The organism is Pandoraea thiooxydans (assembly GCF_001931675.1).
Classification (GTDB): Bacteria; Pseudomonadota; Gammaproteobacteria; order Burkholderiales; family Burkholderiaceae; genus Pandoraea; species Pandoraea thiooxydans.
Genome location: NZ_CP014839.1, coordinates 3,191,808 through 3,214,808, shown reverse-complemented (window position 1 = coordinate 3,214,808; position 23,001 = coordinate 3,191,808). Strand labels below are relative to the sequence as shown.

The following is a 23,001-nucleotide window of genomic DNA, read 5'->3' as shown; positions in this document are numbered from 1 at the left end:
GGTACTTGAATACTGAGCGTTCCTCTCGCGCCGCCCTGGGGCGCGTTTTCGTAGGCCTCTTCCTTCTGGTGATGTTAGTTCAGGCTCGAACCTGGGCCAGTACACCCGTCACTCCATCAAGTACCGACCCGTTGATCGCGCGCCGCGAAGTCAACGCATGGTTGACCAAAATCCACCGGGCCGCACAGACCCAGAACTACGTCGGTACATTCGTGTATCAGCGAGGCAGCTTCATCCGCTCGTCGCGGATTAGCCATTTTGCCGATCGCGGGCATGAATACGAGCAACTCGAGACGCTGGATGGTCAACCGCGCAAGATTCTGAGGCACGACGAAGACGTTTACAGCTTCATTCCCGAGCACAAGATCATCTTTATCGAGAAGCGGGAGAACAAGGACTCGTTTCCCGCCTTGCTCGCCGCGGGCGAGCACGACGTTCTGAATTTCTACGAACCGAAGCTTCTGGCGCCTGAGCGGGTTGCGGGGTTCAATTGTGTCGTGATCGATCTCGTGCCCAGGGACGCGTACCGATTCGGTTATCGACTCTGGGCGGATGAGCGCTCTGGGCTGCTGTTGCGGGCTCAGACGGTCGATGCGAAGGGGCATGTGCTGGAGCAGGCCTCCTTCTCGCAGGTGAGTATCGGTGTACCCAGCCAAAAAAATCGGATCATGGCTGAAATCCACGACGTCCGTGGGTGGCGGATCGTCAAGCCGCATATTCAAACCGTACATCTGGCGGACACAGGGTGGTCGATCAAAGCGAATGTGCCTGGGTTCAAAGAGATCCGGGAGGTGCGACGAGTCATGAATACCAACCCTGGCAGCGGTCCGATAGAGGTATTGCAGGCCGTCTACTCCGACGGCATGTCGGGCCTGTCGGTCTTTATCGAGCCGGCGACGCGGGAGCGCAAGGAAGGACACGGTAGCACGGGCGCGACCAATATTCTGATCAAAAAGTATGATAATTTCTGGTTGACGCTCCTAGGGGAAGTTCCTCAGGCCACCTTGCAGCGATTTGCCGCTAGCATAGAATATAAACCCGTCAAATAAAGATCGTCCCTTTATATTCCGGTACTTGATGTTTATGAAAAGATTCCCGCTTTATGTGCTAGGGAGCGTTCTGCTCGCCGTCGCGACGTTGTCGTCGGCTGCGTCGTCCCCCGCCTCCACTGCTGCGGCTTCGTCCGCTGTTGCCCCATCGTCTGCGGCAGCGGCCTCGGCGCCTGCGGCTGCATGCGCACCGGTCGGAGCGCAACGATTTTCATCGCTGCCTGACTTCACGCAGTTGGTGGCTAAGGTCGGACCCGCGGTCGTCAATATCAGAACGACGGAAAAAGTACGCATACAGCGCGGCAGCATTCCGGGGATGAACGACGACGCAATGGCGGAGCTGTTCCGACGTTTCTTCGGCATCCCTTTGCCGCAAGGGCCGCGTAGCGGCAAAACGCCCAATAACAAGCAACCCGCGCCTCAGGACGAAGAGCAAAACAGTGGAGTCGGGTCAGGCTTCATCATCACGCCGGACGGTTACATCATGACCAATGCCCACGTGGTCGATGGCGCCGATAGCATTTACGTCACATTGACCGACAAGCGGGAATTCAAGGCGCGATTGATCGGACTGGACAAGCGGACTGACGTCGCCCTGGTGAAGATCAACGCAAGCAATTTGCCGGTCGTCGCACTGGGAGACTCGAACAAGCTCAAGGTCGGCGAGTGGGTCGTCGCCATCGGTTCGCCATTCGGTCTCGATAATACGGTGACTGCGGGCATCGTGAGCGCCAAGGGGCGCGATACCGGCGATTACTTGCCGTTCATCCAGACCGACGTCGCTGTCAATCCTGGCAACTCGGGCGGGCCGCTGCTGAATATGCGAGGCGAAGTCATCGGCATCAACTCGATGATTTACAGCCAAACGGGCGGTTTCATGGGGATTTCGTTCGCCATCCCGATCGACGAGGTCATGCGGGTTGCCGATCAACTGAAAAAAACCGGCCGGGTGATCCGAGGGCGCATCGGTGTGGCGATCAGCGAAGTGACGCAAGACGTTGCCGAGTCGCTTGGATTGCCCAAACCCCAGGGCGCGTTGGTGCGTACAGTTGAGCCGGGCGGCCCGGCGGATAAGGCCGGCTTGCTGGGTGGCGACATCATTCTCAAATTCAACGGACAATCAGTCGATCACGCCACCGATTTGCCGCGTCTGGTAGGTGAGACCAAGCCAGGCACGCGAGCGACGCTCTCAGTATGGCGCAAGGGGGCGGTACGCGAATTACACGTGGTGGTGGCCGAAATGGCCCCGGACAAAACCACGAAGGCGGACAATAGCGCTACCCCGCCTGACCAGGCCGCCCCGAACAAACTGGGCCTGGTGGTCTCCGACCTGACCGACGCGCAGCGCAAGGATCTCAAGGTCAGGAACGGCGTGATGGTCGAACTCGCCACCGGGCCGGCTGCCGGCGCTGGCATACAGCAGGGCGACATCATTTTGCGTATCGGTGACACCGACATTGTCAATGCCAAGCAATTTGCGGCATTGGTGCAGGGATTGGACAGCAAGAAACTCGTTGCTGTTCTAGTGCGCCGCGGCGATGCGACGCAATTCATTCCGCTGCGGCCGAGCGCTGCCAAGAAATAGCTTATTCAATGACCTCGACCGGCCGCCCCATTGCGCTGACGTTGTATGGCCGGTCGTGGTGCCATTTGTGCGAGAACATGCTGCATGCCCTGCAGCCTTTGCGGCAAGTATTTGATTTCCAGGTCACTCTGGTCGATGTCGATAGCGCGCCCGAGCTTGAAAACCGGTTCGGCGAGTGGGTGCCGGTACTCATGATGGGTGACGTCGAGTTGTGCCACTATCATCTGGACGAGCCGCGAGTGCGCACCGCGCTGGCAGCCGCCTCAGGAATTCCCCCCGAGACTTAAATCGCCCCGACCGGCGTTGGGCGTGAGCGGTTTCAGCTAAAATACGACGTTTGCCGATAGCCAGGGCATCTTGCTGCTTTGGATTGGCAGATCCCGTTCCTCTTTCCTGTATCGCATGGACCACATTCGCAATTTTTCCATCATCGCGCACATCGACCACGGCAAATCGACCTTGGCGGATCGCATCATCCAACTGTGCGGCGGTCTGTCCGATCGCGAAATGGAATCCCAGGTCCTCGATTCGATGGACCTCGAGCGGGAGCGAGGCATCACCATCAAGGCGCAGACCGCCGCGCTGAGCTACCGGGCCCGCAACGGCCAACTCTACAACCTCAATCTCATCGATACTCCGGGGCACGTCGACTTCTCGTATGAAGTCAGCCGCTCGCTCTCGGCTTGCGAAGGCGCGTTGCTGGTCGTCGACGCCAGCCAGGGCGTGGAGGCGCAGACAGTCGCCAATTGCTACACCGCCATCGAACTGGGCGTCGAGGTCGTACCGGTCCTGAACAAAATTGATTTGCCGTCGGCCGACCCCGACAACGCCATTCAGGAGATCGAGGACGTGATCGGCATCGATGCGATGGATGCCGTGCGATGCAGCGCCAAGACCGGCCTGGGCGTGGAGGACGTGCTCGAGTCGTTGATTGCCAAAGTGCCGCCGCCCAAGGGAGACCCTGCCGAGCGCCTGCAGGCATTGATCATCGATTCCTGGTTCGACAACTACGTTGGCGTCGTCATGCTGGTGCGCATCGTCAACGGTGTGCTCAAGCCAAAGGAAAAGATTCAGATGATGGCCAGCGGCGCGAGCTATCTGGTCGAACAGGTCGGCGTATTCACGCCCAAGTCGCAATCGCGCGAGCAGCTCTCGGCAGGTCAGGTCGGCTTCATCATTGCCGGCATCAAGGAGCTCAAGGCTGCCAAGGTGGGCGACACCGTCACGCACGCGCTCAAGCCCGCGGCCGCGCCGCTGCCTGGCTTCAAGGAAGTCAAGCCGCAGGTCTTCGCCGGTCTTTACCCGATCGAAGCCAATCAATATGATGCCCTGCGCGAGTCGCTCGAGAAACTCAAGTTGAACGACGCGTCGCTGCAGTACGAGCCCGAAGTATCGCAGGCGCTTGGTTTCGGTTTCCGCTGCGGCTTTCTGGGGCTCCTGCACATGGAGATCGTGCAGGAGCGGCTCGAGCGCGAATTCGACATGGACCTGATCACGACCGCGCCGACGGTCGTGTACGAAGTTCAGCAGAACGATGGCACGCTGACCATCGTCGAGAATCCGTCGAAGATGCCCGATCCGTCAAAAATTGAGGAAATCCGGGAACCGATCGTCACGGTCAATCTCTATATGCCGCAGGAGTACGTTGGGTCTGTGATCACACTGTGCACGCAAAAGCGCGGTGTGCAGATCAACATGTCGTACCACGGTCGGCAGGTTCAGTTGACCTACGAAATCCCGATGGCCGAAATCGTGCTGGATTTCTTCGATCGCCTGAAATCGGTGTCGCGAGGCTATGCCTCGATGGATTACGAATTCAAGGAGTACCGAGCCGCGGATGTGGTCAAGGTCGACATGCTGATCAACGGGGAGAAAGTCGATGCGCTGTCGATCATCGTGCATCGCTCGGCCAGTCAGCATCGTGGTCGCGAAGTCGCCGCGAAAATGCGCGAAATCATCCCCCGCCAGATGTACGACGTGGCGATCCAGGCTGCTATCGGGGCGCATATCATCGCGCGCGAAAACATCAAGGCGTTACGCAAAAACGTGCTGGCAAAGTGTTACGGCGGCGACATTACCCGCAAAAAGAAGCTGCTCGAAAAGCAAAAGGCTGGCAAGAAACGCATGAAACAGGTGGGCAGCGTCGAAATTCCTCAAGAAGCCTTCCTGGCCATCTTGCAAGTCCAAGACAAATAAACCTCGGGATAATCCATGAATTTCGCCTTGATTCTTTTCGTTCTGGTCATTGTTACTGGACTTGCCTGGATAGCCGACAAACTCGTTTTTCAACCGGGCCGTCGGCGTGCGGCCGAAGCCGCGGTCGCCTCGTTCGATGAGCAGCAACTGGCGACAGGCACGGCAACCAACGCCGATGCCGTGGCCAGCGCCCGGGCCAAGCTGCGCGACGATAAGTTGCGTCAGCCCTGGTGGCTGGAATACTCGGCCAGCTTCTTTCCGGTGATACTGGCCGTGTTCCTGGTGCGATCGTTCGTGGTCGAGCCGTTCAAGATTCCTTCCGGCTCGATGATCCCGACGCTGCACATCGGTGATTTCATTTTGGTCAACAAATTCGATTACGGCATTCGTTTGCCGTTGCTCAACAAAAAGATCATCAACATTGGCGAGCCGCAGCGGGGCGACGTCATGGTGTTCCGCTACCCGAAAGATGAATCGGAGGATTACATCAAGCGGGTCATCGGGGTGCCGGGCGATATCGTCGCATACGAAAACAAGCGTCTGATCATCAACGGCAAGCCGCTGCCGATGACGCAGTTGCCCGACTACTTCGATCAGGAACGCATCGCATACTTCAAGCAGTACGACGAGACGATCGGCAGCGTGACGCATCGCATTCTCAACGACCCGAATGTGCCGCCGTTCATCCTTGGCGCCAGCGACTACCCATACCGGAATAACTGCACCTACAACAGCGAAGGTGTGGTTTGCAAAGTGCCGCCCGGCCACTACTTCATGATGGGCGACAACCGCGACGACAGTGCCGACAGCCGCTATTGGGGTTTCGTGCCGGAAAAGAACATCATCGGCAAGGCCTTCTTCATTTGGATGAATTTCAGCGATCTCAAGCGGATCGGCATGATTCACTGAAGATTCGACGACTCGCCTGGTGTTGAGTGAGGGGGCGGAAACACCGTCGCGACGGTTGTTTTTCCGCCAAATCGCTCCTCGGCCTTCCGAGCAAATACTCGCGCTGGTCAAGGGCGGCCGCGCTATACTTCCGCCATGCCTGTATCTCTTAATCAGCTGGAAGATCGCCTCCAGTATCGTTTTCACGATGCGGAATTATTGTGTCGAGCGCTGACACACCGCAGCCATAGCGCCGCCAACAACGAGCGGCTCGAGTTTCTCGGGGATTCCGTCCTGAATTGCACGGTGGCTACCGTGCTTTTCCAGCGCTATGCCAAGCTCGACGAGGGTGACCTGTCCCGCGTGAGGGCCAATCTGGTCAAACAGCAGTCCTTGTACGAAATTGCCCAAACCCTCGGTATCAGCGACTTCCTGCGCCTGGGCGAGGGCGAACTCAAAAGCGGCGGTTTTCGCCGCCCCTCGATCCTGGCGGACACGCTGGAGGCGATTCTGGGCGCGATTTTCCTCGACGGCGGGTTCGATACGGCGTTCGCCGTCATCAAGCGCTTGTACACACCAATATTGGAACACGTCGACCCGCAAACGCTCGGCAAGGATGCCAAGACGCTCCTGCAGGAATACCTGCAGGGACACAAGATCGCCTTGCCTCAATATACGGTGATCGCCACGCATGGTGCGGCGCACAATCAACAATTCGAAGTAGAGTGCCTGGTGCCAAAACTCGAAATCAAGGTATTCGGTTCGGGGCCCAGCCGGCGCGCCGCGGAGCAGGCCGCCGCCAAGAAGGCGCTCGAGGAAGTCCAGCGACACGCGCACCTACTGAAAGGCAAAAGCGATAAGGCGCCCAAGATCAGCCGCAAGCGTGCGGCCAGCAAGTCGGCGCAGCCCTCCGAGGCGAATACGGGCACCACCGCGGTGGCTGATAGCGCGGCGGGCAGTGCGGCACCCGAAGGGACCGCAGGCGAGCCGAAACCGGCTGGCCACGTCGCCAAGGAGTCGCGTGGCGGCGAGGCGGCAGTACCGCAGAAAGGGTAATCGCGATGACTGAAGACGCCAAATTCCGCTGCGGCACAGTCGCCATCGTTGGGCGACCCAACGTGGGCAAATCGACGTTGATGAACGCGCTGGTCGGTCAAAAGATCAGTATTACTTCCCGCAAGGCACAAACGACGCGGCATCGTATCACCGGTATTCGCACCACGGAAACCGCGCAATTCATCTTTGTGGATACCCCGGGATTCCAAACGCGCCATGCGTCGGCATTGAATCGGTCGCTCAACCGGGCGGTCACTTCGACGCTATCGAGCATCGATTTGGTGTTGTTCGTCATCGAAGCGGGCCATTTCAATGCCGATGACGAGCGCGTACTCAATTTGATTCCTGGCAATGTGCCGGTGTTGCTCATTCTCAACAAGCTGGATCGCATCGAAGACCGCACGGTACTGCTGCCGTTTCTCGAAATGATGGGGCAGCAGCGCGAGTTCGCCGCCATCGTCCCAATGTCGGCCAAGCGCCACGAAGACATCACACGCTTATTCGAAGTCATTCGCCCCTATCTGCCGGAAGGCGAGCCGATCTACGGCGAAGATGACCTGACCGATCGCAGCGAACGATTCCTTGCGGCCGAACTATTGCGTGAAAAAGTATTCCGCTGGACCGGCGACGAACTACCGTACACCAGTACCGTCATTATCGACAAATTCGAGCAGGAGGGTCGGTTGCGGCGGGTCTTCGCCACCATTCTGGTGGACCGCGACAGCCACAAGGCCATGATCATTGGCGCCAAGGGCGCAAAGCTCAAGCAGATCAGCAGCGAAGCCCGGGTCGATATGGAAAAATTGTTCGATGGCCCGGTCTATCTCGAGGTATGGGTCAAGATCAAAAGTGGCTGGGCAGACAACGAAGCAGGTCTGCGGGCGTATGGCTACGAGTGACGTGCTGGCGCAGTCCGCGGCAACCTCGGAACCCGCTGGTCACGACGAGGCATTGTCCGCAGCCATCCACGCGACGCGGCAAACCAGGAATGTGCGCGTCACCGCTCAGCCCGGCTTCGTGCTGCACAGCTACCCCTACCGCGAAACCAGTCTGATCATCGATGTCCTGACGCGTGACCACGGTCGTATCGCCCTCGTCGCGAAGGGAGCCAAGCGGCCGCATTCGGCGCTGCGTGGCGTTTTGCAGACCTTTCAGCCGCTCTCGCTGTCCTGGAGCGGCAAGTCGGAGTTACGCACGCTCATCCGTGCGGAGTGGGTCGGGGGGCTGCTGCCGCTATCGGGCGACGCACTGCTCAGCGGCTTCTACGCGAACGAATTGTTGGTCAAATTCTGTGCGCGCGAAGATCCGCACGAATTGCTTTTCAATCACTACGTCGAGACGCTGCATCACCTCGCGCATGGCGAGCCGGCGGCCCAGACACTGCGCATCTTCGAGCGGGTTCTGCTGCGCGAGACCGGCTATGCGGCGGCCTTCGATCGCTGCACGCAAACGCGAGCGTCGGTGATACCCGCCGCGCAATATGTGTTTCATCCGGAAGTGGGCGTGAGGCCGGCGCGTCAGGATGACCCGGCCGAGTGGCCGGTAGTCAGTGGGCAGACCTTGCTCGACATGGAAGCCGACAATTACGGGCGGCCGCAAACCGTCGCCCAAAGCAAGTTATTGATGCGGTTTCTGCTGAATTACCATCTCGGAGGCGTGCCGCTCAATACGCGCCAAATCCTCCTCGATCTGCAAAAGCTATGAGCCATTTCCTCACCGACCCTCAAGGCATCGATCTCGGCGTGAATATCGATCACGTCGCCACCCTGCGCAACGTGCGGGGCACCCAGTATCCCGACCCCATTCAAGCAGCCTTGCAAGCGGAAGAGGCCGGCGCCGACGCCATCACCCTGCATTTGCGCGAAGACCGCCGCCACATTCGCGATGCCGATGTCGAAGCGTTGCGTCCTCAATTGCATACCCGCATGAATCTCGAATGTGCGGTAACGGAGGAAATGCTCGCGATCGCCTGTCGGATTGCGCCGCATGACGTGTGCCTGGTGCCGGAAAAGCGCCAGGAACTTACCACCGAAGGCGGGCTCGACGTGGCCGGGCAACTGTCGCGCATCCAGGCTGCGTGCCGGCAACTGGCGCAAAGCGGGATCCGCGTGTCCCTTTTCATCGATCCCGACGAGGCCCAGATTCGCGCCGCTGCGCAAGCCGGCGCGCCGGTCATCGAACTGCACACCGGTCGATATGCCGAGGCGCACGATCCCGGGCTGCAGCAGCAGGAGTTCGAGCGCATCGTGCGCAGCGTCGACCTGGGCGGGTCACTCGGACTCAAGGTCAATGCCGGTCATGGACTGCATTACCAGAACGTCCAGCGAATTGCCGCGATTGCCGGCATCGCCGAGCTGAACATCGGGCACGCGATCGTCGCTCACGCACTGTTCGCCGGCTGGCAAAACGCAGTGCGGGAAATGAAGGCGATCATGGTCACCAGCCGGCTCGGCGCCGCATGATTCGCGATCGCTACAGACGGACGATTCAATGATCTACGGCATCGGCACGGACATCATCCAGATATCCCGGGTCGCCGGCGTCATGGAACGAACCGGCGGACGCTTTGCCGAACGTGTTCTCGGCCCCGACGAATTGGTCAAATATCACGCGCGTAATGCGCGCTCTGCCCAGCGCGGCCTGGCCTTCCTGGCGACACGCTTCGCCGCCAAGGAGGCTTTTTCAAAAGCCATCGGGTTGGGCATGCGATGGCCCATGACGTGGCGCGCAGTGCAAACCCTGAACGCGCCGTCGGGCCAGCCGCAGGCGATCGCCTCGGGTGAACTCGCCGATTGGCTGGCGGCCCGCGGCGTGCGCATTCAGATATCGATAAGCGACGAAAAGGATTATGCGATCGCCTTTGTGATCGCCGAGAGCAATGCAGTGGAGAGCAGGCATGAGTAAACGCAAACCGGGCCCGGTCATGCTGGATGTGGTTGGGCTGACACTTAGCGAAGCCGATGTTCGACGGATCGCCCATCCCCTGACCGGCGGGGTAATTCTGTTCACGCGCAATTTCGACGATCGTGCGCAGCTTTGCGGGTTGACGAAGCAGATCCGGGCAGTGCGTGACGACATCGTCATCGCGGTCGACCACGAAGGTGGCCGTGTGCAGCGTTTCAAGACCGACGGTTTCACCCATTTGCCCGCGATGGCCCAGTTGGGCGCGCTATGGGACAAAGACGTCCTGCTCGCCACGCGCGCCGCTACCGCCGTGGGTTATGTGCTGGCTGCGGAGCTGCGTGCGTGCGGCGTGGACTTCAGCTTCACGCCTGTGCTCGATCTCGATTTCGGCGCCTCCACGGTGATCGGCAATCGCGCCTTTCACCGCGATCCACGGGTCGTCACCCTGTTGGCCAAGAGCCTCAATCATGGCTTGCTGCTCGCAGGTATGGCCAACTGCGGCAAGCACTTCCCCGGACATGGCTTCGTTGCGGCCGACTCGCATCTGGAGGTCCCGATCGATGAGCGGCCGCTCGATGCCATCCTGAACGACGACGCTCAACCGTATGCGTGGCTGGGGCTCAGTCTGGCTGCCGTGATGCCCGCCCACGTGATCTATCCGAAAGTCGATTCGCAACCGGCGGGTTTCTCGCGGATATGGTTGCAGGACATCCTGCGCGCCAGGCTGGGATTCAACGGCGTGATTTTCAGCGATGACCTCAGCATGCAGGGCGCGAGCGTGGCTGGCAACGTCGTGTCCAGCGCGCAGGCGGCACTCGCCGCCGGCTGTGACATGGTGCTGATCTGCAACAGTCCGGACAAGGCGGATCAGCTACTGCGCGAACTGAGCTATCAGGAAGACCCGGTAGCGACCAGGCGTATTCGCCAATTACTGCCGCAGACCAAGGCGCTTCGCTGGGAAAAGCTACACGCGCAAGCGCAATACCAAGCGGCCCTGGCATTGCTGCGCGAGGTATTTTAGGAGCCGGCGACGCCACCACGCCGGCAAGGTCGGTCAAACGGAGCCGGCGGCAGCGTCAAACAGGCGTGCCGAACTGTTTGAGCTTGTTGTAGAGCGTTTTCGGGCTGATTCCCAACAGCGACGCGGTTTTGCCGCGCACGCCGCCATTGGCCGCCAGGGTCGCCAGGATCAACTGCCGCTCCACCTGAGCAAGCGGTGTGCCCGGGGCAAAGGTCAGCGCGCCTTCGCCATCCCGGACCGGGGCGGCGCTCGTCGTCTCGTGAGGCATGCCGGGAGGCGAGAATTGCGTCTTGGCGAGCATCAGCGCGCGCATCAACTGCAAACGCCAGTCCAGCGAGGCCATCGAGGGCAGGGCGATCACCGGAATCGGGCGACTGGCTTGCCACGATAGGCTCTTCAGCAAATTCACGTCGTGAACGTTTGGCGAGGCCGGGTCGACCAGGACGATATCTGGCGATGTGCGCTCGAACATCAGTCGTGCGGTCTGCAAATCGGCGGCGACATCCACCGTGAATCCGCTCGCGCGGGCGACTTCGGAGAGCGGAGCGATCCGATCCGGATCGTCTTCGAGAAACAAAACATGTGGCATGGAAATCACCAAATAGTAGAGCCGCTAAAACCACTGCAGCCGGCACTCGCGATTTCGCACAGACAGGTTGGGTGCCGGGGAATTCGCGTAATGGGCCACTGGGTAGATCGGCCTGGAACATTCCCCGATTTTGCAGCGCGGCAACTTAGGCCAGGCGTAACTTATTGTTCATCCCCGTGTTTGTAAAAGGAGTCGGAAGAAAGTTCCGGACAATAAAAAAAGCGCCTCGCAAGGCGCTTTTTGTTCCGCTGGCTGAATCGCTCAGGCGCGACTGCGGTACTCGTCGGTGCGAGTGTCGATTTCGATCTTGTCGCCGATGGCGCAAAACAGCGGCACTTGCAGTTCCATGCCGGTCGAGATCTTGGCGTTCTTCATGACCTTGCCCGACGACGTATCGCCCTTGACGGCCGGTTCCGTGTAGATGATTTCGCGCACGACCGTGGTCGGCAGTTCCACGGAAATGGCTTTCTCGTTGTAGAAAACCACCTCGCATTGCATGCCGTCTTCCAGGTAATTCAGCGCGTTGCCGAGGTTGTCCTTCTCGACTTCGTACTGGTTGTAATCGGCGTCCATGAAAACGTACATCGGATCGGCGAAGTACGAATAGGTCACTTCCTTGCGCTCGAGCATCACGACATCGAACTTGTCGTCTGCCTTGTAGACGGATTCGCTGGGCGTTTCCGTCAGCAAATTCTTGAATTTCATCTTGACCACGGCAGCGTTGCGGCCAGATTTGTTGTATTCGGCCTTCTGCACGACCAACGGCTCGCCGCCGATCATGACGACGTTGCCAGCGCGGAGTTCCTGTGCGGTTTTCATAAAGCTAAGTCCTGTACCAATACCTATGTCGAATTGTGCCCACTTGCCGCTTTGCCAGCGTGGCCCGCGTCGGGTGCATAGGCATCAGATTCAGCAGCAAATACTTGAAAAAGCTGGTTATTTTAACTGATTTTTACAAACCTGTACCAGCGCCGAGGCAAAGTCCTCGTGCCGCGCCAGGTGTTGTGCCCAGGCTCGTGCGTGGGCGCTGAGCGCCGGCATGGCCTGTGCGAGTTCTCCCCACGTCGCAGCTATCGCCGATGCCTGCGGCGACGCGTCGAAACCATTCCAGTTATGCCAGAATCGCTGCAGCGCCGCACCGGCGGATGCCGGCAGCGCGGCACAATACCGCCTCAGAAAGGCGTCCAGCTTGAGCGCATGTGCGGCGTCGGATTGTGGATAAATGTGCCAGGCCATTGGCTTGGCGGCCCATTGGGCACGCACGAACGAGTCTTCTCCGCGCACGAAATTGAAGTCGCACGCCCATAGCAATTCGTCGTAGCGGTCCTGGGGCAGAAACGGCACGCCATGCATGGTCAGGGCGCCTTGCCGCGCGCTTTCGCCGGGCCCTAGCGATGGTTTGCCGACAAAGGCAGCGGCCTGGGGACTGATGCGCCCTTGGGGGATCAGGCAGGTGACCGGGCGTGGGCCGTCGCGCCATGCCGCGAGCAGGGCCGGCAGCACCGGGTTTTCGTAGGCGAACAACGAGACGATAAGCGTTTGCGGCTCTGGTTGCGGCAGACACAGATTTTTCCAGAAGTCCCGTTGCGCTTGTCCTTGTGCCAGAAATGCATCGCGTCGCCCGAGCAGATCGTGCTCGCGCAGCAAGCCGCCGGTGGCGGCGCTGAAGCCGGGGAAAAAGAAAATCTTGGTCAGCGGCAGACGAGGGTGGGGGGAGCGCTGCAAGTGACAGCCGTCGACCCAGTCTTCCGCGCTCAGATACTCCATGTTCAGCCACACCGGGGCCGGCCTGTACTCGGCCATCGCCTGCAGATAAGCCTGCGGAATGTCGCAGGCGAACGCCTCGATGACTACCTCGGCAGGCATCTCGGCCGCCGGTGGCGCCGGCCATGGGGTCGGCCAGTGCCGCACGTCGACACCATCCAGGCTTTGGCGGGCCGCCTGCGCGTCGATCTCCGGGCGCAGGCGGGCGAAACTGGCGAGATCATCCACCCACAGCCGTACCGCCCAGCCGTGCTCGGCGGCCAATTGCCGCGCCAGGCGCCAGCACACGCCGATATCGCCGTAATTGTCGACGACCGTGCAAAAAATGTCGCAGCGCAAGCGCATCAGCGGCTATCCCGTGGTTTGATCTAAACTTGCAATTTTAGCCGGAAGCCGCACGCGCCTTGGCGCGCCAGCTGACCCAGCCGCACCGCAGCATCCCGACTCATGACCGACACCGCTCCTGCCGACACGCCGTTCGACGCCAAATCCACGCTGGCCCAATTGCCCCATCTGCCGGGGGTATATCGCTACTACGACGTGGCCGGCACGGTGCTGTACGTGGGCAAGGCGCGCGACCTGAAAAAACGCGTATCGAGTTATTTCAACAAAACCCAGCTGTCGCCCCGCATCGCCCACATGGTAAGCCGCATCGTGCGGCTTGAGACGACCGTCACCCGCTCCGAAGCCGAAGCGCTGCTGCTCGAAAACAATCTGATCAAGGCACTGCGCCCGCGTTACAACATTCTGTTCCGCGACGATAAGTCGTACCCCTATCTGAAAATCACCCAGCATGCGTTCCCGCGCATGGCGTATTACCGCGGCGCGACCGATCGCAAGCATCAATATTTCGGGCCATTCCCGGGCGCCTGGGCGGTGCGCGAGAGCATGCAGATCCTGCAGAAGGTCTTTCAGTTGCGCACCTGTGAAGACTCGGTTTTCGCCAACCGCACGCGCCCCTGCCTGCTGCACCAGATTCACCGTTGCACCGCGCCGTGCGTCGGGGCCATCAGTGCCGAGGACTATGCCCGCGACGTCCGCAATGCCGCCGGTTTCCTGTCCGGGCGACAAAACGAAGTGCTCAAGGCGCTCGAGGCAAAGATGCTGGCATACGCCGCCGAGCTCAAATTCGAGCAGGCCGCCGCGGTGCGCAACCAGATGAGCGCATTGTCCGGCGTGCTGCAGCAGCAGTCCGTGGAGACCAGCGGCGACGTCGACGCCGACGTGCTCGCCGTAGCCTTCGAAGGCGGCCGGGCATGCGTGAATCTGGCGATGGTGCGCGGCGGCCGGCATCTGGGCGACAAGGCCCATTTCCCCGCGCACCTCGATACGGCTGCGCTCGACACCGACACCGACGCCGAATCTTCGCGCGCCGGCGAACTCGAGAGCGGTATCCTCGAAGCCTTCGTGGCGCAGCACTATCTGGGGCAGACGATTCCGCCGTTGCTGATCGTCAGTCATGCATTGCGCGAACGGGAGCTGATCGACCTGCTGGCCGAGCAGGCCGGGCGCAAGGTCAGCGTCGTGCGCCAGCCGCAGGGGCGCCGCCGTGCCTGGCTCGACATGGCTCGGCAAAACGCTCAGCTCGCGTTGTCCCGTCTGCTGGCCGAGCAGGGCACGCAGCAGGCGCGCACTCGTCAACTGGCCGACACCCTCGGGCTCGATCTCGAGGATTTGGGCGACTTGCGCATCGAGTGCTTCGATATCAGCCACACGGCTGGCGAGGCCACCCAGGCATCCTGCGTGGTGTTTCATCACCACAAAATGCAGAACGGCGAGTATCGACGCTACAACATCGCCGGCATTACGCCCGGCGATGACTACGCTGCCATGCGCCAGGTTCTCACCCGCCGCTACGGCAAAATGATCGAAGCCGAAGCCGAGGCAGCCGACGAGGCCATCGAGGAAGCTTCGCACGAGGCGCAAGCGCAAGACGCCGCGCTGGCCGAAACGTCATCCGCCGCCACCGCGCCTGCCGCCCCGGTGATGCCCAATCTGGTGCTGATCGACGGCGGCAAGGGACAGGTCGAGGTCGCGCGGCAGGTCTTCGAGGAACTCGGCCTCGATGTCGGGCTGCTGGTGGGGGTGGCCAAAGGCGAGGGCCGCAAGGTCGGTCTGGAGACCCTGGTCTTCGCCGACGATCGCGCGCCGCAGGAGCTCGGGCGCGAGAGCGCCGCGCTCATGCTGATCGCCCAAATTCGCGACGAAGCCCACCGCTTTGCCATCACCGGCATGCGGGCCAAGCGCGCCAAGGCTCGCCAGGGCTCGCGCCTCGATGAAATCGAAGGAATCGGCGCCAAGCGGCGCCAGCGGCTGCTGGCGCGCTTCGGTGGCCTGCACGGCGTGAGCGCGGCCAGCATCGACGAGCTCGCCAGCGTCGAAGGCATCTCGCATGCGCTGGCCGAGCAGATCTACCGGCAACTGCATTGACGCGTCGGGCGCGGCGCGCCGCCCCCGCGCATCGCCTCGCCTGCTGCGCAGGCACGCGAATTGCCAGGGCGGGCCATAATCGGCACAATGCAGCCTGACCCACTTACCTTGCGCCCGTCCCGACAGCAGATTGCCATGCCATTCAATGTCCCCATTCTCTTGACCTGGCTGCGGATCGTCCTGATCCCGCTGGTGGTCGGCGTGTATTACCTGCCGCTGTACTGGCTCTCGCCGCAGCAAATGAACTGGGTCGCGTGCTTCATTTTCGTGCTGGCCGCCCTGACTGACTGGTTCGACGGCTTTCTGGCGCGGCGCCTGAACCAGACCTCGGCATTCGGCGCTTTTCTCGATCCGGTCGCCGACAAGCTGATGGTGGCCGCGGCGCTCCTGATGCTGCTCGAACTCGGCCGCGTCAGCGCGCCGGTCGCGCTGATCATCATCGGGCGTGAGATCACCATCTCAGCGCTGCGCGAGTGGATGGCCCATATCGGCGCCTCGCGCAATGTCGCCGTCAATTCGCTGGGCAAGATCAAAACCTTCGCGCAGATGACCGCGATACCGTTTTTGCTCTTCAACGGCGTGCTGAGCCACGGCGCGCTGCATATCGATACCTTCCTGTGGGGTACCTGGCTGATTTACCTGGCGGCCGTACTCACCATCTGGTCGATGCTCTACTATCTCAAGCTGGCGTGGCCGCAAATTCGCGAGCGGGCTGGCACCCACATTTAAGCCCCTGACGGGGTTGACACGGAAATCCCGTTTGCCCCATAATCTGCCTCTCGCCGCGTACCGGGTTTCCGCGCGTGGCGCTGATCGGCAGTCATCGCCATTGCGGGAGTAGCTCAGTTGGTAGAGCGCAACCTTGCCAAGGTTGAGGTCGCGAGTTCGAGACTCGTCTCCCGCTCCAGTTGTATCGGCGAGATTTGCGCGCCTTGATGGCGTGCATGACTGTAGAGAAAATGCGGGAGTAGCTCAGTTGGTAGAGCGCAACCTTGCCAAGGTTGAGGTCGCGAGTTCGAGACTCGTCTCCCGCTCCAAGATCCCGAGGGAAGCCGAGCTTCCCTTTTTATTTGTGCCGCAGGTGGCCCGCTGCGAGTCAGCCCAGGCGTGCGGTTACAATGCGATAACGGTTGAAAAGCCGGCTGGCGAATTCGGGTGGGGCGACTACATCGCACACTCGCAAGCAACAGCCGCCATGGTCGTGCGAGAAGTTCCGGCACGGCCCCGAATGGTGCGGTAGCAAAGCGGTTATGCTCTGGCCTGCAAAGCCAGCTAGGCCGGTTCGACTCCGGCCCGCACCTCCAGACATTAGCCTGAAAAAACGCCCGCGCGCCAACCCGCCGGGCTTTTTTTATGGGCCGGGCATTTGGCCGAACAGGCGGCAAATCGGACTCCTGTTCATCGGCTTGCCGCGTTGCTCGTTCCCGTATGCTCTGCACATCGGGGCACCGTGCCGCCGCGGTGTGGTGCCGCGCGGCGACGGCAGCCTATTAAGCGACCAGGCAGGCCACCCATGAGCATCAACCAGACATCGCCGACGCCGAACGCGGCAACTCCATTCACCTACCGGCTGCTCGGGTTGCCGGTGCTGCTTCGTGAGGTCACCGCCGGCGGCGATCTCACCCCGCTGGGCGCTCAACTGCTCGAATACGTACGCAACCACGACGACCCCGACGCGCTGCTCGATCTGTCGCTCGTGTTGCAGCTCAAATACCAGAAGCCCGCGGCGCTCGCGGTGCAGGCCCAGGCCATACAACTGCGTCGGCATTATCGGCTCAAGCAGGCCAGCGTCGACCCTGCGCCGTTAAAAGTGCTGGCACTCAAGGCGCCGGGTGATCTGATGGCCAATACCCCCTTCGAATGCCTGCTGGAGCAAGCCGATCTGCAGATCGAGGCCTTCTATATCGACGACCAGCCGCTGCAGCCGTCCGATCTGCCCGCGCACGACGTGATCCTCGTGGCGGCCTGCGCCTCCGATCAAAACGCCGAGGTGCTGGTGCGCATCGCCACGCTCATTGCCGATATCGGGCCCGCCGCGCGCGTGTTGAATCGTCCGGGCTGCATCGGTCGAACCACGCGCGACGCGGCCTACGCGCTGCTGGGCGCTGAGCCCGGCATCTGCATGGCGCACACACTGCGCCTGCGCCGCGAACAGGTGCTCGATGCCATCGCCGGTCGCTTCGACCTGCCCGCCGCACTGGGGCGGGATTTTCCGTTCATCATTCGTCCGGTCGGTTCTCACGCCGGACAGGGGCTCGTGAAGGTTGCCGATGCGGCGTCCCTGGCGCAATACCTGAATGAGTCCGACGCGGCCGAATATTACGTTGCGCCGTTTATCGACTACAGCGATGCCGACGGGCTATTCCGCAAATATCGCATCGTCATCATCGACGGCAAGCCGTTCGTCTGCCACATGGGGATCTCCTCCGAATGGATGGTGCACTACCCCTATGCGGAAATGATCGCGCACCCCGAGCGTCGCCAGGAGGAGGCCGATCTGATGGCGACCTTCGACACCGACTTCGCAGTGCGCCACCGCGACGCGCTGCAACGCATCGCCGATTTGACCGGGCTCGACTATGTCGGCTTCGACTGCGCCGAAACGAGCGACGGGCGATTGCTGATCTTCGAAATCGCCACCGGCATGGTTGTGCACGATATGGACGATAGCGCCACGTTTCCCTACAAGCTGCCACAAATACAACGCGTATTCGCGGCGTTCGAGGCCATGTTGCGGCGAGCCGCCGGGCGGCCCGCATGAGCACGCGCGATGTCATCCCGATGAAAGCCAACGCACTCAATTTTTCCGGCGGACCCGGCGCCTTGCCTGCCGGCGTCCTGGAACAGACCCGTGAAGCCATCGTGGCGGTGCCGGAGACCGGCATCTCGGTGCTCGGCATGAGCCACCGCTCGGACTGGTTTCGCGCGATTCTCGACGAAGCCGAACAGAATCTGCGGGCGCTGATGAATATTTCGGATGACTATGCAGTCACCTTTCTGCAAGGTGGCAGCAGTCTGCAGTTCGCGATGATTCCGATGAATTTCGCCGCGCATCCGAGCATGCCGCCGGCCTATGTCGTCTCGGGCTACTGGAGCGGCAAAGCCGCGGCCGAAGCAGCCAAGGTCGTGCCCGGGCGCAGCGTTGCCTGGGACGGGCGCGACACCGGCTATCGGCAACTGCCGGAGCTCGATGAAGTCGAAACGGGCCCAGGCGCGGCCTACTTGCATTACGTGTCGAACGAAACCGTCGAGGGCGTGCAGTTTCCCGATCGGGACGCGGCGCTGGCCGCACCGATGATTGCCGACATGTCCTCCGATTTTCTCTCGAAGCCATGCCGTACCGATTTGTTCTCGATGATCTACGCGCATGCGCAGAAGAATCTCGGTCCGGCCGGCGTGACCGTCGCGGTAATCCGGCGTGCGCTGCTCGAGCGTGTTCCGGACGGTTTGCCGGCGATTCTCGATTACCGGACTCATGTCTCACACGGTTCGAACTACAACACGCCTCCGGTATTCGCGATTTATGTGCTGACCTTGATTACCCGCTGGCTGCGCTTCGAGATCGGCGGCCTGCAGGCGATGCAGCGCATCAACGCGAGAAAGGCGCAGCGCCTGTACGACACGCTCGATCGCCTCGGCGATGCGGTGCGCGTTCATGCGCGGCCGCGCTGGCGCTCGCAGATGAACGTAGCCTTCAGCTTCGGCGATGCCCGCCTCGACAACGCATTCGTCGAGGCGGCGCGCGAGCGCAATATCGTCGGTCTCGAGGGGCACCGTTCGATCGGCGGGTTGCGCGCGTCGCTCTACAACGCGGTCACCGAGCCGGCAGTCGACACGCTGTGCGATGCGCTGTCCGAATTTTCCCGGCAGCGGGTCTGAGCCGCCACGCGAGCCGTTGCCTATCGCCCGGCAGCAATACCTAGCCGGCCCGCGCCGCACTCCGGAGCAGCTCCGGTGCATAGCCGACCAGTTTCGACAGGTCGGCCGCGCCTTGCCTGACCGCCTGCTCGATCGATTCGCGCAGCGCGGCACTACCGCGCACCCGATCGGTCGGGCCGGCCACGCTGAGCGCGGCGATGGCCTGACCGGCAGTGTCGAACACTGGCGCCGCACACGAATCGATGCTCGACTCGAATCCGGAAAAACTCCACGCACAGCCACGGGCCCGATCGGCCGCAAGCATCTCGTCGAGTTGTGCGTAACTGCTCACGCTTTGTTCGGTTGCGGTCGGCAACGGCTCGTCGCCGAGCAATGCGCGAACCTCGTCGGCAGACCGATACGCCAGCATGACGCGCCCTGGCGTAGTCAAATGTGCCGCGACGCGGCTGCCGACGCGGATGTTGCTGACCAGTGGCGTCTGTGGCGTATGCGCGAGCAGGTATAGCACCTGGCCGCCGTCCAGCACGGTCAGATAACTCGACAGTTCGGTTTGCTGGGTGACCCGCGCCAGCACGCGCCGCGCCGCGCTCAGCATGTCATGCTCGCTCAGCGCGGTCGACGCCAGCGTCAGAAAACCCAGCCCAAGGCGGTGCCCGCCTTGGGGCAATGCCTCGATAATGCCTTCGTGCTCCAGCGTTGCCAGCAGCCGCATGACCGTCACCCGGTTGATGTCCAGGCGCCGGCCGACGTCGCTCAAGTTGGCGCTCGACCCGCCTTCGGCCAAATACCGCAGCAGCTTGAAAGTCCGGATGACTGGCGAGACCAGTTGCTCCTGTTTGACGTCGCTGTCTTCCATACGCATATCCGACGAAAAGTTGATTCCGGGCGGGGCGTGCTCGGCATCGCCCTGCGTCGCAAGCTCAGGCGAGCGGCACCTGCCAGGCGTCGTACGCATACACCCAGTCGGCGTTGCCGCCCGCCTTGAGCCAGTTATTGCCGCGCGAGCCGATCTGCACGCGTGCGGTGCGCTCGCGGCGCGACTGCTCGTAGCGCTGCAATGCCTGGCTGACCGATGCCTGCGTCGACAGATCGACCCCGCTCAAATGCCGCGACAGTACCACAGCATCCTCGATCGCCATACCCGCGCCCTGCGCCATGAACGGCATCATCGGATGACATGCATCGCCGAGCAGGGTCATGCGGCCCGCCGACCATACCGGCAGCGGGTCGCGCACATACAGGGCTGACTTCAGCACGCTGTCGCAGGCCTCGAGCAGCGCGCGCGCCTCCGGATGGAAATCGACATACGCCGCGCGCAACTCATCGACGCTGCCCGGCGTGGTCCACGACTCGTGACGCCAGCTGTCTTGCGGCGTCGTCGCGAAAATGAAGATATCGCGCCCCCGGTTCAACGGGAATGTCACGATCTGGCTCTCGGGCGCCGGTCCCCACCACTTGGTGAACGCGTCCAGGTTGGGCACGCCCGCCAGCCGCTGTGCGGGCACCACCGCGCGATACGCGACTACTCCGGTGAAGTCCGGATGCTCCGGGCCGAACATCGCCGTGCGCACCGCCGAATGAATGCCATCGGCGCCGATCAGCACATCCACCTCGTGCGTGGTGCCGTCGGCAAACGCCAGCTCCACGCTGTCGCGGCCTTGCCCGACGGTGCTCACCCTTTTCCCCAGATGCACCACGCCCGCGGGCAATGCGTTCTCCAGCGCCTGCATCAGGTCGGCGCGGTGCATCGTCAATTGCGGCGCGCCATAGCTTTCTTCGGCCGCGCGCGCCATCTCGAGCTTCGACGTGACTTCGCCGCTGTCCCACATGCGGCTGATGCGATAGGTCGGCTGCGCGGCCGTCTCGCGCAGCGCCTCGCCCACGCCCAGGCCCAGGCCATCCAGTGCGCGCACCGCGTTCGGCGTCAGGTTGATGTCGGCGCCTACGCGCGCGAATTGCGCGGCCTGCTCGAACACGGCCACCTCAAAGCCGAGCCGCCGCAATGCAATCGCCGCCGCCAGTCCGCCGATGCCAGCGCCGGTGATGCCAATCAATGGAGATGCCATGTGCCGTCCCTCTTGGAAAAATGATTCAAGCTGTTGGATATTTGAACGATATGTTCAAATATGAACACATCGTTCAAATATTATCACTTTGGCTTGACCAAATAACAAGACCCGGCTGAGACGGCCCGATCGGCATCACGGCACTTCGCGCCACGCGTTGCGCAAACTGGTTACGCGCGCGAATTAACACAGACCAGGTTGACAGGCAATTCGTGCATGTCCCGCTCGCAAATTTGGGCCAGACGCCTAAGCTTTCATTGCGTTCCATATATAGCATATGGTTTCAAATATGGAACACGCGATACTCGGCCCCATGGCGGGGCTCATGATCTTTTCAAACGATACGACGGGAGAACGCGGATGAAACACGTGGTTACGGGGCTCACGCTTGCCTTGGCATGCGCCGGAGCGGCTTATGCCCAAAGCAATGTGACGTTGTACGGCAGCATGGACGCCGGTGTGGCCTACGTCAGCAACCAGGGCGGCAACAGCAAATGGATCGCGGAGCAGGGCGGCACGCAACCCGATCGCTGGGGCCTGCGGGGCGCCGAAGACCTCGGCGGCGGCCTGAAGGCGATCTTCCAGTTGGAAAACGGCTTTTCCACGCTCAACGGCCGGACGCTGAGCGCCAATTCAATGTTCAACCGCATGTCGATCGTCGGGTTGTCCTCGGATCGACTCGGTACGCTCACGCTCGGCCACATGACGCTGTTCAACATGGACTGGCTGGGGCCGTTCAGCACGGCTTACCTGGGCGAGAACTGGTATATGTTCCACCCCGGCAACATCGACGAGCTGGCCAACACCACGGTAGTCCAGGTCAATAATGCCGTGCGCTACGTCTCGCCCAGCTACAACGGGCTGAGCGTCGGCGCGATGTTCGCCTTCGGCAACACCACCAACTTCGCCACCGGACGCAACTACAGCGTCGGGCTGCACTACGCGAATGGTCCGCTGAAAGCCGCAGCCGTGTACTCCAACGAAAACAACCGTACGCCGAACGTCGCCGGCCTCGGCGTGAGTACCTTCCAGGGCGTAGCGGCGGCGAACTATGCTGCCGATCATGTGGAAAACATGGGGGCGGGGGCGTCCTACGCTGTCGGGCCCTGGCTGCTGCATGCGCTCTATACGCGAGTCAAGCTCCAATCGCCGGGCCAGTCCGACACGTACCAATCGTATGACGCCGGTGCCGACTACGCCACCAATCCGGCCAATCGGGTCACGCTGGGCGCGGCGACCACCAGCCTTGCGGGGATGCATTGGACGCAATTCCAGGTGGGCGACGTATATGCGTTCTCCAAGCTCACGCAGATCTACATCAGCGGCGTCTATCAGCGTGCCACGGGCGGCGCGGTGGCGTCGATCAACACCGCCGGCGCGTCGTCCAACGGCAATCAGCTGGTGGTCATGACCGGCGTTCACCACTCGTTCTGAGCGGTACGCCGGCTGCGTCCGCACGCTTTGTGCCCGCGCCGTCTCCGGACACGGGACAAGGCCGTGCGGACGCCGAGTTTCATTGAGAAATCAATCTTTCGCGAGAAGTCGGTAAAAGCCCGGATTAGGGTTTTTACCGA

General features: G+C 61.6%; 19 protein-coding genes, 3 tRNA genes and 2 pseudogenes. 19 read left to right on the top strand and 5 right to left on the bottom strand.

From position 1 onward, the window contains the following. The first annotated feature begins 5 nt into the window (after positions 1 to 5). The 11 genes and pseudogenes from PATSB16_RS14650 to nagZ all read left to right on the top strand — a co-directional run bounded on the left by PATSB16_RS14650 (position 6) and on the right by nagZ (position 10,699). Positions 6 to 1,049 (top strand): MucB/RseB C-terminal domain-containing protein, encoded by a 1,044-nt coding sequence (locus PATSB16_RS14650; protein ID WP_047216618.1) that lies wholly within the window; start codon positions 6 to 8, stop codon positions 1,047 to 1,049. A 34-nt stretch (positions 1,050 to 1,083) separates the two neighbouring features. Beyond that, the gene (locus tag PATSB16_RS14645) at positions 1,084 to 2,634 is read left to right on the top strand and encodes a DegQ family serine endoprotease (protein WP_083566795.1); all 1,551 of its coding nucleotides are present in this window, start codon (positions 1,084 to 1,086) and stop codon (positions 2,632 to 2,634) included. A gap of 8 nt (positions 2,635 to 2,642) precedes the next feature. After that, complete coding sequence (locus PATSB16_RS14640; protein ID WP_047214836.1) at positions 2,643 to 2,921, top strand: glutaredoxin family protein; 279 nt, start codon at positions 2,643 to 2,645, stop codon at positions 2,919 to 2,921. A 115-nt stretch (positions 2,922 to 3,036) separates the two neighbouring features. Beyond that, positions 3,037 to 4,830: a translation elongation factor 4 gene (gene lepA, locus PATSB16_RS14635; protein ID WP_047214835.1), complete on the top strand. Its 1,794-nt coding sequence runs from the start codon at positions 3,037 to 3,039 to the stop codon at positions 4,828 to 4,830. A 15-nt stretch (positions 4,831 to 4,845) separates the two neighbouring features. Continuing rightward, positions 4,846 to 5,739: a signal peptidase I gene (lepB, locus tag PATSB16_RS14630; protein WP_047214834.1), complete on the top strand. Its 894-nt coding sequence runs from the start codon at positions 4,846 to 4,848 to the stop codon at positions 5,737 to 5,739. Positions 5,740 to 5,874: 135 nt separating this feature from the next. Continuing rightward, positions 5,875 to 6,756, top strand: a pseudogene (gene rnc / locus PATSB16_RS14625) (ribonuclease III); the annotation flags it as partial. A gap of 23 nt (positions 6,757 to 6,779) precedes the next feature. Further along, complete coding sequence (gene era / locus PATSB16_RS14620) at positions 6,780 to 7,673, top strand: GTPase Era (protein ID WP_047214833.1); 894 nt, start codon at positions 6,780 to 6,782, stop codon at positions 7,671 to 7,673. Beyond that, positions 7,660 to 8,478, top strand: coding sequence for a DNA repair protein RecO (gene recO / locus PATSB16_RS14615; protein ID WP_083566793.1), 819 nt, complete (start codon positions 7,660 to 7,662; stop codon positions 8,476 to 8,478). Before era ends, recO begins: the two co-directional genes overlap by 14 nt. Further along, positions 8,475 to 9,236, top strand: a complete 762-nt coding sequence (pdxJ, locus tag PATSB16_RS14610) for a pyridoxine 5'-phosphate synthase (protein WP_047214831.1) — start codon at positions 8,475 to 8,477, stop codon at positions 9,234 to 9,236. Before recO ends, pdxJ begins: the two co-directional genes overlap by 4 nt. A 28-nt stretch (positions 9,237 to 9,264) precedes the next feature. Further along, entirely contained in the window at positions 9,265 to 9,678 is a 414-nt protein-coding gene (gene acpS / locus PATSB16_RS14605) for a holo-ACP synthase (protein ID WP_047214830.1), read from the top strand. Then, positions 9,671 to 10,699 carry a beta-N-acetylhexosaminidase gene (gene nagZ / locus PATSB16_RS14600; protein ID WP_047214829.1) on the top strand — a complete coding sequence of 343 codons (1,029 nt, stop codon included), beginning with the start codon at positions 9,671 to 9,673 and terminating at the stop codon, positions 10,697 to 10,699. Before acpS ends, nagZ begins: the two co-directional genes overlap by 8 nt. A 55-nt stretch (positions 10,700 to 10,754) precedes the next feature. Here the strand turns inward: nagZ and PATSB16_RS21145 are convergent. The 3 genes and pseudogenes from PATSB16_RS21145 to earP form a co-directional block, all read right to left on the bottom strand. Continuing rightward, positions 10,755 to 10,901, bottom strand: a pseudogene (locus PATSB16_RS21145) (helix-turn-helix domain-containing protein); the annotation flags it as partial. A 648-nt stretch (positions 10,902 to 11,549) separates the two neighbouring features. Beyond that, on the bottom strand, positions 11,550 to 12,107 hold the full coding sequence (gene efp, locus PATSB16_RS14590; protein ID WP_047214827.1) for an elongation factor P: 558 nt from the start codon (positions 12,105 to 12,107) through the stop codon (positions 11,550 to 11,552). A 117-nt stretch (positions 12,108 to 12,224) separates the two neighbouring features. Next, on the bottom strand, positions 12,225 to 13,397 hold the full coding sequence (gene earP / locus PATSB16_RS14585; RefSeq protein WP_047214826.1) for an elongation factor P maturation arginine rhamnosyltransferase EarP: 1,173 nt from the start codon (positions 13,395 to 13,397) through the stop codon (positions 12,225 to 12,227). A 102-nt stretch (positions 13,398 to 13,499) separates the two neighbouring features. Here earP and uvrC point away from each other — a divergent pair, with 102 nt between their 5' ends. From uvrC to serC, 7 genes are all read left to right on the top strand, one after another. Then, positions 13,500 to 15,482: an excinuclease ABC subunit UvrC gene (uvrC, locus tag PATSB16_RS14580; protein WP_047214825.1), complete on the top strand. Its 1,983-nt coding sequence runs from the start codon at positions 13,500 to 13,502 to the stop codon at positions 15,480 to 15,482. A 135-nt stretch (positions 15,483 to 15,617) separates the two neighbouring features. Then, on the top strand, positions 15,618 to 16,211 hold the full coding sequence (gene pgsA, locus PATSB16_RS14575) for a CDP-diacylglycerol--glycerol-3-phosphate 3-phosphatidyltransferase (protein ID WP_047214824.1): 594 nt from the start codon (positions 15,618 to 15,620) through the stop codon (positions 16,209 to 16,211). Positions 16,212 to 16,313: 102 nt separating this feature from the next. Further along, a tRNA-Gly gene (locus tag PATSB16_RS14570) sits at positions 16,314 to 16,389 on the top strand. Positions 16,390 to 16,443: 54 nt separating this feature from the next. Next, a tRNA-Gly gene (locus tag PATSB16_RS14565) sits at positions 16,444 to 16,519 on the top strand. 193 nt (positions 16,520 to 16,712) lie between these two features. Next, positions 16,713 to 16,786 (top strand) — tRNA-Cys (locus tag PATSB16_RS14560). Between the two features lie 209 nt (positions 16,787 to 16,995). Next, positions 16,996 to 18,243, top strand: a complete 1,248-nt coding sequence (locus PATSB16_RS14555; protein WP_047214823.1) for an ATP-grasp domain-containing protein — start codon at positions 16,996 to 16,998, stop codon at positions 18,241 to 18,243. 20 nt (positions 18,244 to 18,263) lie between these two features. Continuing rightward, positions 18,264 to 19,361 carry a 3-phosphoserine/phosphohydroxythreonine transaminase gene (serC, locus tag PATSB16_RS14550; protein ID WP_047216614.1) on the top strand — a complete coding sequence of 366 codons (1,098 nt, stop codon included), beginning with the start codon at positions 18,264 to 18,266 and terminating at the stop codon, positions 19,359 to 19,361. A gap of 40 nt (positions 19,362 to 19,401) precedes the next feature. On the opposite strand, the gene PATSB16_RS14545 is transcribed toward serC, so the two are convergent. Both PATSB16_RS14545 and PATSB16_RS14540 read right to left on the bottom strand, forming a co-directional pair. After that, positions 19,402 to 20,217: an IclR family transcriptional regulator gene (locus PATSB16_RS14545; protein WP_237170238.1), complete on the bottom strand. Its 816-nt coding sequence runs from the start codon at positions 20,215 to 20,217 to the stop codon at positions 19,402 to 19,404. A gap of 64 nt (positions 20,218 to 20,281) precedes the next feature. Continuing rightward, positions 20,282 to 21,427, bottom strand: coding sequence for an FAD-dependent monooxygenase (locus PATSB16_RS14540; RefSeq protein ID WP_047214822.1), 1,146 nt, complete (start codon positions 21,425 to 21,427; stop codon positions 20,282 to 20,284). 360 nt (positions 21,428 to 21,787) lie between these two features. Between PATSB16_RS14540 and PATSB16_RS14535 the strand changes: the two genes are divergently transcribed. Continuing rightward, positions 21,788 to 22,861 (top strand): porin, encoded by a 1,074-nt coding sequence (locus PATSB16_RS14535; protein WP_047214821.1) that lies wholly within the window; start codon positions 21,788 to 21,790, stop codon positions 22,859 to 22,861. Positions 22,862 to 23,001 lie beyond the last annotated feature (140 nt).

Excerpts from the sequence above, each read along its gene's own strand:
- nagZ (WP_047214829.1), top strand. The coding sequence starts at position 9,671 with ATGAGTAAACGCAAACCGGGCCCGGTCATGCTGGATGTGGTTGGGCTG.
- pdxJ (WP_047214831.1), top strand. The coding sequence starts at position 8,475 with ATGAGCCATTTCCTCACCGACCCTCAAGGCATCGATCTCGGCGTGAAT.
- efp (WP_047214827.1), bottom strand. The coding sequence starts at position 12,107 with ATGAAAACCGCACAGGAACTCCGCGCTGGCAACGTCGTCATGATCGGC.
- PATSB16_RS14535 (WP_047214821.1), top strand. The coding sequence starts at position 21,788 with ATGAAACACGTGGTTACGGGGCTCACGCTTGCCTTGGCATGCGCCGGA.
- lepA (WP_047214835.1), top strand. The coding sequence starts at position 3,037 with ATGGACCACATTCGCAATTTTTCCATCATCGCGCACATCGACCACGGC.
- serC (WP_047216614.1), top strand. The coding sequence starts at position 18,264 with ATGAAAGCCAACGCACTCAATTTTTCCGGCGGACCCGGCGCCTTGCCT.
- earP (WP_047214826.1), bottom strand. The coding sequence starts at position 13,397 with ATGCGCTTGCGCTGCGACATTTTTTGCACGGTCGTCGACAATTACGGC.
- acpS (WP_047214830.1), top strand. The coding sequence starts at position 9,265 with ATGATCTACGGCATCGGCACGGACATCATCCAGATATCCCGGGTCGCC.
- uvrC (WP_047214825.1), top strand. The coding sequence starts at position 13,500 with ATGACCGACACCGCTCCTGCCGACACGCCGTTCGACGCCAAATCCACG.
- lepB (WP_047214834.1), top strand. The coding sequence starts at position 4,846 with ATGAATTTCGCCTTGATTCTTTTCGTTCTGGTCATTGTTACTGGACTT.
- PATSB16_RS14640 (WP_047214836.1), top strand. The coding sequence starts at position 2,643 with ATGACCTCGACCGGCCGCCCCATTGCGCTGACGTTGTATGGCCGGTCG.
- recO (WP_083566793.1), top strand. The coding sequence starts at position 7,660 with ATGGCTACGAGTGACGTGCTGGCGCAGTCCGCGGCAACCTCGGAACCC.
- PATSB16_RS14555 (WP_047214823.1), top strand. The coding sequence starts at position 16,996 with ATGAGCATCAACCAGACATCGCCGACGCCGAACGCGGCAACTCCATTC.
- PATSB16_RS14545 (WP_237170238.1), bottom strand. The coding sequence starts at position 20,217 with ATGGAAGACAGCGACGTCAAACAGGAGCAACTGGTCTCGCCAGTCATC.
- PATSB16_RS14540 (WP_047214822.1), bottom strand. The coding sequence starts at position 21,427 with ATGGCATCTCCATTGATTGGCATCACCGGCGCTGGCATCGGCGGACTG.
- PATSB16_RS14645 (WP_083566795.1), top strand. The coding sequence starts at position 1,084 with ATGAAAAGATTCCCGCTTTATGTGCTAGGGAGCGTTCTGCTCGCCGTC.
- pgsA (WP_047214824.1), top strand. The coding sequence starts at position 15,618 with ATGCCATTCAATGTCCCCATTCTCTTGACCTGGCTGCGGATCGTCCTG.
- era (WP_047214833.1), top strand. The coding sequence starts at position 6,780 with ATGACTGAAGACGCCAAATTCCGCTGCGGCACAGTCGCCATCGTTGGG.